Origin of the sequence: Pseudomonas sp. OV226, assembly GCF_003148705.1 — a bacterium.
Classification (GTDB): Bacteria; Pseudomonadota; Gammaproteobacteria; order Pseudomonadales; family Pseudomonadaceae; genus Aquipseudomonas.
Map to the genome: position 1 here is coordinate 129,257 of NZ_QGGS01000010.1, position 11,293 is coordinate 140,549.

The window sequence follows — 11,293 nt, forward strand, 5'->3', positions numbered from 1 at the left end:
CACAGAACAAATGGGGGAGCGGGCTTGCCCGCGATTACGATTTAACATTCAACATCAATGCTGGCTGTCAGTCCGCCATCGCGGGCAAGCCCGCTCCCACAGGGGGGGAACGATCAGCTACAGCGCTTCCCGGGACGGTTGCCCATCCACCAACCGCTGGATACGCAGCGGATTGCCATTCTTCAGCGGCTCCGGCAACAGGCTGTCCGGGTAGTTCTGGAAGCACACCGGGCGCAGAAAACGGTCGATCGCCAAGGTGCCCACCGACGTGCCGCGCGCATCCGACGTTGCCGGGTACGGCCCGCCGTGGACCATCGCATCGCAGACTTCCACACCGGTCGGATAACCGTTGAGCAGAATCCGTCCGACCTTTTGCTCCAGCAGCGCCGTCAACTCGCCGAACTGTTCAAAGTCCGCCGGGTCGCCAATGATCGTCGCCGTCAGTTGCCCATGGAGCCCCTTCAGCGCTGCGTTGAGTTGCGCCTGATCAGCCACTTCCACCACCACCGTGGTCGGGCCGAACACTTCTTCCTGCAAGACTTCGTCGCCGCTGATCAACAGGCTGGCGTCAGCCTTGAACAGTTGTGGCTGAGCTTGCTTGCCCTGTTGTGTGCTGCCCGCCAGATGGGTGATACCGGGGTGAGCGTTAAGTTTTTCCAGACCCTGGCCATAGCTGCTCAAGGTTCCGGCATTGAGCATGGTTTGCGCCGGCTGATCGTTGATCATCCAGGCAACTTGCTGCACGAACGCGCTGAACTGCGGTGAACGAATGCCGATCACCAGCCCCGGATTGGTACAGAACTGACCACAGCCTTGAACCACCGATGCCGTCAGGTCACGGGCGATGGTTTGCGCCCGGGCTTCCAGCGCCTGTGGCAACACGATCACCGGGTTGATGCTCGACATCTCGGCGAATACCGGGATGGGTTGCGCACGCGCGGCGGCCATGTCGCACAAGGCGCGACCGCCCTTCAGCGAGCCGGTAAAGCCCACCGCTTGAATCACCGGATGCTTGACCAGCGCTGCGCCGACCCCGCCCCCGTAGATCATGTTGAACACACCGGCCGGCATGCCGGTTTTTTCCGCGGCGCGCAGTATCGCGTCAGCCACCCATTCGGCGGTGGCCATGTGACCGCCATGCGCCTTGAACACCACCGGGCAACCCGCCGCCAGGGCCGAGGCGGTGTCGCCGCCAGCCGTCGAAAACGCCAAGGGAAAGTTGCTGGCACCAAACACCGCGACCGGGCCGACGCCGATGCGGTATTGGCGCAGGTCCGGGCGAGGCAACGGTGTGCGCTCGGGCAACGCCTTGTCGATTCGCGCAGCGTAAAAATCACCACGGCGCAGCACCTTGGCGAACAAACGCATCTGGCCACTGGTGCGACCGCGTTCACCCTGGATTCGTCCGGCGGGCAACGCGGTTTCGCGACAGACCACGGCGACAAAGTCATCGCCGAGGGCATCGAGTTCATCGGCGATGGCGTCAAGAAACTGCGCCCGTCGCTCGGCACTCAAGCTGCGAAAGGCCGGATACGCGGCGCCGGCAGCCGTGGCGGCGGCGTCCACTTCTTGCTCGGTGGCCTGATAAAACTCATGAGGCAAGGCCTCGCCCGTGGTGGCGTCGACGCTCTGGAGTTTGACGGTGCCCGTCGCACTGCGCAGACCGCCGATGTAATTGTGACCAAGGATCTGGGTCATACGGATCTCCTTAAAGGCTGCCAACGGTGCCGGGTTCGAATGCCGCTTCAACCGGCGCAATGCCGTTGATCAGCGGTGCGCCGAATTCGGCCTGGCTGATTTCGAATACATCACCCGGTCGGGTGCGGATGCCATCGGCAAACGACAGCGTCGCGGTGCCGAAGAAATGAATGTGCACGTCCCCCGGGCGCAGGAACTGGCTGTATTTGAAATGGTGGTACTCAAGGTTTTCCAGGCTATGGCACATGTTGGCTTCGCCGCTGAGAAACTCGTTCTGCCACAGCACTTCACCGTCACGCAGGATGCGACTGGTGCCGGCCAGGTGTGGCGGCAAATCACCGACGCGAAGTTCCGGACCATAACTGCAACTGCGCAATTTGGAGTGCGCCAGGTACAGGTAATTTTTTCGCTCCATAACGTGATCGGAGAACTCGTTACCGACCGCATAACCGAGGCGATAAGGCTTGCCATCGTGGCCGATGACGTAGAGGCCGGCGAGTTCCGGCTCTTCGCCCGCGTCTTCGGCGAAGGGCGGCAGCGGGAACGGCTTGCCCGGCCGAACGACGATGCTGCCGTCGCCCTTGTAGAACCATTCCGGTTGCACACCGGCCTGCCCTGCTTGCGGTTTTCCGCCTTCCACGCCCCATTTGAAGATGCGCATGGTGTCGGTCATGGCCGCTTCGTCACCGGCGTGTTGATGCATCTTGTCCCGGGCCGAAGCGCTGCCCAAGTGGGTCAGGCCCGTACCGCTGACCAGCATGTGTGCCGCGTCCGGGTGATCCAGTGGCGGCAGGATACGCAACGTGGCCAGCAACTCGGCGTAGTCGTGGCTGATGCCCAGGCCGAGGACTTTCACCTGTTGCGCCAGATCAGTGCCCGCCTCAATTGCTGCCAACGCCAGGTCGCGGACTGTGTGCGCATCCTGCACTTCACGCACCAGACCGCCCTCGACGACGCCGACGCGACGCTCGCCGTTACTCAATTCGAACTGAACCAAACGCATGGTTTTCTCCTGTAAACAATTCTTCAAAACACCGCTAACCCCCTGTAGGAGCAAAGCTTGCTCGCGATTGCGACCTGACAGATGACATCGATGCTGAATGTTCTGCCGCCATCGCGAGCAAGCTCTGCTCCTACAGGTTTTGTGTCAGGAACGGGTTGCGCCGCGCGCACTGGCGGCAAACTGATCAGCCGGCAGCACTTGCTTGCGCTCCAGCAACCGATAGACCACGCCGGTCAGCACCAACCCGAACACCATCACGCAGGACAGGAAATACAGCCCCGACGCGAGGTTGCCGGTGTACTCCTTCAGCGCACCGATCACGAACGGACCGATGTAACCGCCGAGGTTGCCCACCGAGTTGATCAGGGCGATACCGGCCGCCGCGCTGGCGCCGGCAAAGAAACGCCCCGGCAAGGTCCAGAACACCGCCGTGCAGGAAAACAGCGCAAACGCCACCAGGCACAGGGCCGCCAGTTGCAGCACCGGCACGGTCAGCCAGGCGCTGAGGAACAGGCCGATGGCACCCAGCACATACAAGACGGCCAGATGTCCGTAGCGATCATTCAAACGGTCGGAACTGCGCGGAATGATCAACAGGCCGACGATCCCGAAGATGTACGGCACCGCCGAAACGAAACCGGTGACCAGGTCGCTGCCGCCAAACTGCTTGATCAAGGTCGGCAACCACAGGCCCAGGCCATAGATGCTCAACGTCACCGGCAGATAAAACAGCGCCAGCAGCAAGACTCGCTTGTCTTTGAGCGCATGCAACGGGTTGCCGTGGCGGGTCTGGCCGTATTCCTCAAGGTCTTTTTTCAGCTCGCCGGCGAGCCAGCCCTTCTCGGCCTGGTCCATCCATTTCACTTGCTGCGGGCCATCAGGCAGGTAACGCAGCACCGGCCAGGTCAGCAGAATCGCCGGCGTGCCAATGACGATGAACAACCACTGCCAGCCGTGCAAACCGAGCGTGCCGTCCATGCCCAGCAAACCGCCGGACACCGGGCCGGTGACCATCATTGCGATCGGTTGGGAAAGGATGAACAGGCCGAGGATTTTGCCGCGATGGCGAATCGGGAACCACTGAGTGATGTAGTACAGAACACCCGGAAAGAACCCGGCTTCCGCCGCACCGAGCAGAAAGCGCATCACATAGAAGCTGTTCGGCCCCTGGACGAACGCCATGCCGATGGTGATGGCGCCCCAGGTGACCATGATCCGCGCAAACCAGCGTCGCGCGCCGAAACGGTCGAGCATCAGGTTGCTGGGAATTTCCAGCAGGAAGTAGCCGATGAAAAACAACCCGGCACCCAGACCGTAAGCGGCATCACCGAGGCCAATGTCGGCGCCCATGTGCAACTTGGCAAACCCCACTGCGGAGCGATCCACATAGGCGATCAGGTACAGCAGGATCAGGAAGGGAATCAGTTTCAGCGTGATGCGGCGGATAAGCCGCAGTTCCTGGCTCATGAGATCGGTCTCCGATTGTTGTTGTTATAGAACCTCGGGGGACGCCTCTCGCCAAAAATCGCCAGGACCATCCCTCCGTTGAAAACGACTATATAGTAATACTAATTACTCAACAACACTTCCAAACCGACGAATTAGAGCTTATGTTACGCCTCACCCAGAACAATATAGTCATACAATAAGAGAATCGATCATGTCTGATAAGAAACCCACCCTGCGCTCCGCCCAATGGTTTGGCACCGCCGACAAGAACGGCTTCATGTACCGCAGCTGGATGAAGAATCAGGGCATCGCCGACCACCAATTCCAAGGTAAGCCGATTATCGGCATCTGCAACACCTGGTCGGAACTGACCCCGTGCAACGCGCACTTCCGTCAGATTGCGGAGCACGTCAAACGCGGGGTGATCGAAGCCGGGGGCTTTCCAGTGGAATTCCCGGTGTTCTCCAACGGCGAATCCAACCTGCGCCCTACCGCCATGTTCACCCGTAACCTCACGAGCATGGACGTCGAAGAAGCCATTCGCGGCAACCCGATTGATGGCGTGGTGCTGCTGACCGGTTGCGACAAAACCACCCCGGCCCTGCTGATGGGCGCAGCCAGTTGCGACGTGCCAGCCATCGTCGTCACTGGCGGACCGATGCTCAATGGCAAGCACAAGGGTCAGGACATCGGCTCGGGCACTGTGGTCTGGCAGCTCAGCGAGCAGGTCAAGGCCGGCACCATCACCCTCGACGATTTCCTCGCGGCCGAGGGCGGCATGTCCCGCTCGGCCGGCACCTGCAACACCATGGGCACGGCCTCCACCATGGCGTGCATGGCCGAAGCACTGGGCACGTCCCTGCCCCACAACGCAGCCATTCCGGCGGTCGACTCACGCCGCTATGTACTGGCGCACATGTCCGGCATGCGCGCGGTGGAGATGGTCCGCGAAGACTTGAAGCTGTCGAAAATCCTCACCAAGGAAGCCTTCGAAAACGCCATCCGTGTCAACGCGGCAATCGGTGGTTCCACCAACGCGGTGATCCATTTGAAAGCCATTGCCGGCCGTATTGGCGTGCAACTGGACCTGGATGACTGGACCCGCATCGGTCGTGGCATGCCGACCATTGTCGACCTGCAACCGTCCGGGCGCTTCCTGATGGAAGAGTTCTACTACGCCGGTGGCTTGCCCGCCGTGCTGCGTCGCCTGGGCGAAGCGAACCTGATTCCCAACCCGAACGCCTTGACCGTCAACGGCAAGACCCTCGGCGAGAACACCAAGGACGCGCCTATTTATGGTCAGGATGAAGTGATCCGCACCCTCGACAACCCGATCCGCGCCGACGGCGGCATCTGTGTCTTGCGCGGCAACCTGGCCCCCCTGGGCGCAGTGCTCAAGCCGTCCGCCGCCACGCCGCAATTGATGCAACATCGTGGGCGCGCAGTGGTGTTTGAAAACTTCGACATGTACAAGGCACGGATCAACGATCCGGAACTCGACGTCGACGCCAACTCGATTCTGGTCATGAAAAACTGCGGACCCAAGGGTTATCCGGGCATGGCCGAAGTCGGCAACATGGGCTTGCCGGCCAAGTTACTGGCCCAGGGCGTGACGGACATGGTGCGTATTTCCGATGCGCGCATGAGTGGCACCGCGTATGGCACCGTGGTGCTGCACGTCGCGCCAGAAGCGGCGGCTGGCGGACCATTGGCCGCGGTAAAAGAAGGCGACTGGATCGAACTGGACTGCGCCAGCGGCCGTTTGCACCTGGACATTCCGGACCCCGAACTGGCGGCGCGCATGGCCGACCTGCAACCACCGCAACAGATGATCCTTGGCGGATATCGTCAGCTGTACATCGACCATGTGCTGCAGGCGGATCAGGGTTGCGACTTTGACTTCCTGGTGGGCTGCCGCGGGGCTGAAGTGCCGCGCCATTCTCACTGACCCACCCGACCGATCGTTCCCGCGCTCTGCGTGGGAACGCCTCAAGGGACGCTCCGCGTCCCCCCGAAACAAGTGACGCAGAGCGTCACGAGCGGCATTCCCACGCGGAGCGTTGGAACGATCATGAACAAGGCATTCGCTGACTTCTGATCTGATGAATGCCCGTCGTGCCTGTTATCATGCGCGACACCTCCATCGCACAGGATCGCGCCGTTCCCCATGGATTACCGCAAACCCTCCGACCGTAAAAGCATGCACTCGCGCATTGTCCAGGAGCTGGGCATGCAGATCGTTTCCGGGCGCTTCAAACCGGACGACAAACTGCCCGCAGAAGCCCTGCTGTGTGAGGAGTACGCGGTCAGCCGCCCGGTACTGCGAGAGGCCACCCGGGTATTGGTCGCCAAAGGCCTGGTGTATTCGCGTCCACGCGTCGGCACTGTGGTCAAGCCGCGCAAAGACTGGCACATGCTCGACCCCGATGTGCTGCATTGGCTGATGCAGAGCAGCCCGCAGAATCAATTTTTCGACCTGCTGACCAGTGTTCGCGCCATCATCGAACCCGCTGCAGCTGCCCTCGCCGCGCAGTTCGCGACCGATGCGGACATCGCCTCCATCGGTGAAGCCTACCAACGCATGGAAGCCGCCCCGACTCCGGAAGCACTGCTGCAACCCGATCTGGATTTCCACAGCCGAATCGCCGACGCCACCCACAACGATCTGTTGGCCAACCTGTGCAACATGCTGTCGGTGGCAATTGCCGAAGCGTTGAAGCATTCCAACCAGCGGCCGAACCTGCATGAACTGGCGCTGCCCCGGCACAAGGCAATCCTCACCGCCATCGAGAACCGCGATGCGCTCGGTGCACGGCACGCGACGCTGGTGCAGCTCGATGATGCACGCAGTGCGTTGAATGTGGTGTTGGGTAGCGATCCCAACTGACCCAACACATTCCAACTGTTGGAGAAATCCCCTGTAGGAGCAGAGCTTGCTCGCGATGTCGGAGTGTCAGTCAACATAGATGTTGAATGTTCTACCGCCATCGCGAGCAAGCTCTGCTCCTACAGGGGTTAGCGCTGAATTCGGGATGTAAAAAAAGCCGCAACCAAGGTTGCGGCTTTTTTATTTCAGGCAAGGATCAGTGAGCGAACAGCGAGTTGCCCTTCTGCCCGGCCAGTTTCTCCGGTTTGATCAGGAAACGGGCCAGCGCAGGTAGCAGCCACAGCGCGCCGAACATGTTCCAGAGCAGCATGAAGGTCAGCATCAGGCCCATGTCAGCCTGGAACTTGATGGCCGAGAAGATCCAGGTGCACACACCGATGGCCAGGCACAAACCGGTGAACAGCACGGCTTTACCGGTGGATTTTAGCGTCTGGTAATAGGCTTCCTGCAACGGCAGGCCGGCACGCAGGAAACTTTCCAGGCGGCTGTAGATGTAGATGCCGTAGTCCACGCCAATCCCCACACCCAGCGCCACCACCGGCAGGGTCGCGACTTTCACGCCGATGCCCATGAAGGCCATCAGGGCGTTGCCGAGTACCGACGTCAACACCAGAGGCAAGACGATGCACAAGGTCGCCGCCCACGAGCGGAAGGTGATCATGCACATGGTCGCAACGCAGATGTAGACGAGGATCAGGATGGTCAGCTCGGACTCCTTGATCACCTCGTTGGTGGCCGCTTCGATCCCTGCGTTACCGGCGGCGAGGATGAATTCCAGGCCGTCCTTGTTGTTCTCCTTGGCGAAGTCCTGCACCGCATGGACGGCGCGATCAAGGGTCGCCGCCTTGTGATCGTTGAGGAACACCAGCACGGGTGCCAGGGAGCAGCTGTTGTTGTACAGGCCATCGGCACGGGCGATGGAGTTGTTCAACACGTCCGGGTTACGCGACAGGGTTTCCCATTTCAGGTTGCCCTCGTTCATGCCCTTGATCATCTGCTTGGACACGGTCACCAGAGAGATCGCCGACTGCACGCCCTCGGTGTTCTGCATCTTCCACATCAGCTCGTCGATGGGCCTCATGGCTTCGTAGCGCGAGCAGCCTTCAGCCTTGGTCTTGACCATCACCACCAACACGTCGGAACTGGTGGAGTAGTTGCTGATGATGAAGTTGTTGTCCTTGTTGTAGCGCGAATCCGGACGCAGTTCAGGTGCGCCCTGATCGAGGTCACCGATTTTCAGGTTCTGGCTGTACCAGAGGCCGCCACCAAAGGCCAGCAAGGCCAGCACGATGGACACCGGCGCAACTTTCGGGCTGGCAAAGTTCGACAGCAGGCGCCAGAACGGGTGCTCGCGGTGTGCGTCTTTCTTGCTACGTTCAACGGCGCGCTTGCTGATACCGACGTAGGAAATCGCCACCGGCAGCAGGATCAGGTTGGTAAACACGATCACCGCCACGCCGATGGACGCGCCGATGGCCAGTTCACGAATCACACCGATATCAATGATCAGCAGCGTGATGAAACCCACCGCATCCGCAAGGATCGCGATCATCCCCGGCAGGAACAGTTGACGGAACGTGCGTCGCGCAGCGGTCAGCGCGTTGTCGGCCTCGCTGGATTGCAAGGCAATACCGTTGATCTTCTGTACGCCGTGGGAAATACCAATGGCGAAGATCAGGAACGGCACCAGCATCGAATACGGGTCAAGCCCGAAGCCGAAGAAGTGCATCAACCCAAGCTGCCAGACCACCGCCACCAGCGTGGTACTGAGTACCGCCACGGTGCTGCGCATGCAGTTGGTGAACCAGTAGAGCAGGATCAGCGTGATGATGAAGGCAACGCCAAAGAACATCACCACCATGACCAGGCCATCGATCAGATCGCCGACTTTCTTGGCGAAACCGACGATGTGGACCTGCACGTTAGGGTTCTGCTTTTCAAACTTGTCGCGGATCTTTTCTTCCAACTGGTGGGAGAACTGACGGTAGTCCAGTGCCAGCAACTTGCCCTGGTCCTGCGGGTCCGGGTAGGACTCCAGCAGCGGGATATCGACAATGCTCGATTTGAAGTCGTTGGCCACCAGACGCCCGACCTGACCGGACTTGAGGACGTTATTGCGCAGCAGATCAAGGCTTTGCTGCGACCCGTTATAGCTCTGCGGGATCACTTCACCACCGGCGAAGCCCTCCTCTGTCACCTCGGTCCAGCGCACGCTCGGACTCCACAGCGACTTGAGGCCGGAACGGTCGACGCCGGAAATGTAGAACACCTCGTCGTTGATCTGACGCAGGGTCTCCATGTATTCCTTGGAGAAGATATCGCCGTCAGTGGCTTCTACGGAAATTCGTACCGTGTTGCCCAGGTTCGCCAGATCGTTGCGGTGCTCCATCATCTTTTGAATGAAGGGATGCTCCAGCGGGATCATTTTTTCGAAACTGGTGGATGGCCGGATCAGCGTTGCCTGCCAGAACAGGAAAATGCTGACCAACAGGCAGATCGTGATCACTGCCGGGCGGTTGTTGAAAATCAGGCGCTCAAGAAACGTCGCCTTGTCTTGGTGATGACTTGTCATGGATGTCATAGCTCCGCCCTTCTTATTATTTGCCCAGCTCTGAGCCGGTTGGCGAAGTAGCGCGAACGCCGCCCTGTCCTGCCAGAATCAGATTACCGTTGCCCGCCGCCGTGACTGCCGAAACGGAAATGCGATCCGGACGGTTGAACACGCTGAAGGTTTCGCCGTTGTCGTTGCTGCGGATCACCGAGCCGCCGTTGCCGACGATCACGATGGAGCCGTCGTCGAGCAGCGTTGCGCCCGACAACCCGAACTCCAGCGCGCCGCGAGCGGCTTTCAGCTCAACCTGTTCCCAGGTGCTGCCGAAATCCGTGGAGCGGTAGAGATTGCCGCGCAGGCCGTAAGCCAGCAGCGTATTGGCTTGCGCCGTACCGATCACGCCGAACAGCGAGCCTTGGTACGGGCCTTCAAGTTTTTCCCAGGTCTGGCCCCAATCGGCGGAGCGGAACATGCTGCCCTGTTCGCCTACGATGAACAGCCCGGCATCTTTTACAGATGCGATGCCATTGAGGTGGTACTGGTCTTCGTTATCCAGGCGGTCACTGGCGTCTTCCCAGTGTTTGCCGCCGTCGGTGGTTTCCAGCAGTGCGCCATACGCGCCCACGGCAAAGCCGCTGTTGACGTCCTTGAACCAGACGTCGAGCAACGGCGCTTCGCGTTTCAAATCTTCGAATTGCTTGGTCCAGGTGACGCCGCCGTCCTCGCTGGCGAGGATCTGTGCGTCATGACCGACGGCCCAACCGTGTTTGTCATCGACGAAAAACACCGACGTCAGCAGTGCGCGGGTCGGCACCTTGGCTTGAGCCCAGGTCGCGCCCTGGTCATCGGAATACAAAATATGCCCACGATCCCCGACCGCCACCAGGCGCTTGCCGGCGTGGACGACATCGAGCATCAGACTTTTGGCAGCCTTGGCCGATTCGATGGCATATACGGTATCGGATGCTGGCGCTGCGGCGGCCAGCACTGGTGCCGACAACACGGCACAGCCCAACAGCGAGAGCGCTGTAGCCAGCAACGCGATTTTGCGTAATGCCGGCGGGCGGCAGATACCCACACCCATGACAGGCTCACTCATAGACCTTCCCCCATTATTATTGTTAGGTCATTCAACCTTTCAGGGCGCCGTAAGGGTGCTTGTTGCGATTGGCTGTTTTGGAGTTGAGTCCTGAAACGCGCAATCTAGAGCCCCTTCGGAAGCTGGCTTATCCTATCGGGGTTTGGAAAGGTCTGACAATCGACGCCACGTTATGTTTTGTTAACCTGAGGGGGATGGGTGGCTGCTGAATAGCAAAGCATTCGGATGCGTGATTTCGATGTGTGTACATATCCGTTGCTGCGGTAACGGCTTCTGGCGGTTTCGCTCTTACAGCGACTCACTTTTCCAGACGCCGAAAAGTAAGCAAAAGGCTTCGCCCCGGCGTACGGCACTTCGCTAAAGCTCAGTGTTCCCTCGCTACGATGTCCATCAGGGGGCATCGCCTACGGTCTGCTTCGCGACGACCTCCTCTCGATGTGTGCGGCTTCGCCGCACGGCGCTACGCGCCTAACCCCCTGATGAACACCTACGCTCGGCCTGCCGAAGGGGCGAAAGATCAAAAGCAGATCAAGATCAAGATCAAAAGCCAAAAGCCAAAAGCCAAAAGCCAAAAGCCAAAAGCATCGCGAGCAGGCTCGCTCCTAC

General features: G+C 60.0%; 7 protein-coding genes. 2 read left to right on the forward strand and 5 right to left on the reverse strand.

From position 1 onward, the window contains the following. Positions 1 to 117: 117 nt before the first annotated feature. The 3 genes from C7534_RS17700 to C7534_RS17710 all read right to left on the reverse strand — a co-directional run bounded on the left by C7534_RS17700 (position 118) and on the right by C7534_RS17710 (position 4,168). The gene (locus tag C7534_RS17700; protein WP_109786531.1) at positions 118 to 1,698 is read right to left on the reverse strand and encodes an aldehyde dehydrogenase (NADP(+)); all 1,581 of its coding nucleotides are present in this window, start codon (positions 1,696 to 1,698) and stop codon (positions 118 to 120) included. A gap of 10 nt (positions 1,699 to 1,708) precedes the next feature. Further along, positions 1,709 to 2,701: an AraD1 family protein gene (gene araD1, locus C7534_RS17705; protein WP_109786532.1), complete on the reverse strand. Its 993-nt coding sequence runs from the start codon at positions 2,699 to 2,701 to the stop codon at positions 1,709 to 1,711. A gap of 144 nt (positions 2,702 to 2,845) precedes the next feature. Next, on the reverse strand, positions 2,846 to 4,168 hold the full coding sequence (locus C7534_RS17710; protein ID WP_109786533.1) for an MFS transporter: 1,323 nt from the start codon (positions 4,166 to 4,168) through the stop codon (positions 2,846 to 2,848). Positions 4,169 to 4,361: 193 nt separating this feature from the next. Between C7534_RS17710 and C7534_RS17715 the strand changes: the two genes are divergently transcribed. Both C7534_RS17715 and C7534_RS17720 read left to right on the forward strand, forming a co-directional pair. Continuing rightward, positions 4,362 to 6,098 carry an IlvD/Edd family dehydratase gene (locus C7534_RS17715; protein ID WP_109786534.1) on the forward strand — a complete coding sequence of 579 codons (1,737 nt, stop codon included), beginning with the start codon at positions 4,362 to 4,364 and terminating at the stop codon, positions 6,096 to 6,098. Positions 6,099 to 6,317: 219 nt separating this feature from the next. Then, a complete protein-coding gene (locus tag C7534_RS17720) occupies positions 6,318 to 7,037 on the forward strand; it encodes a FadR/GntR family transcriptional regulator (RefSeq protein ID WP_109786535.1) in 720 nt (239 codons plus the stop codon). A 196-nt stretch (positions 7,038 to 7,233) separates the two neighbouring features. On the opposite strand, the gene C7534_RS17725 is transcribed toward C7534_RS17720, so the two are convergent. Beyond that, positions 7,234 to 9,609: an efflux RND transporter permease subunit gene (locus C7534_RS17725; protein ID WP_046032134.1), complete on the reverse strand. Its 2,376-nt coding sequence runs from the start codon at positions 9,607 to 9,609 to the stop codon at positions 7,234 to 7,236. Positions 9,610 to 9,634: 25 nt separating this feature from the next. Continuing rightward, entirely contained in the window at positions 9,635 to 10,687 is a 1,053-nt protein-coding gene (locus tag C7534_RS17730) for a WD40/YVTN/BNR-like repeat-containing protein (RefSeq protein ID WP_046032133.1), read from the reverse strand. Positions 10,688 to 11,293 lie beyond the last annotated feature (606 nt).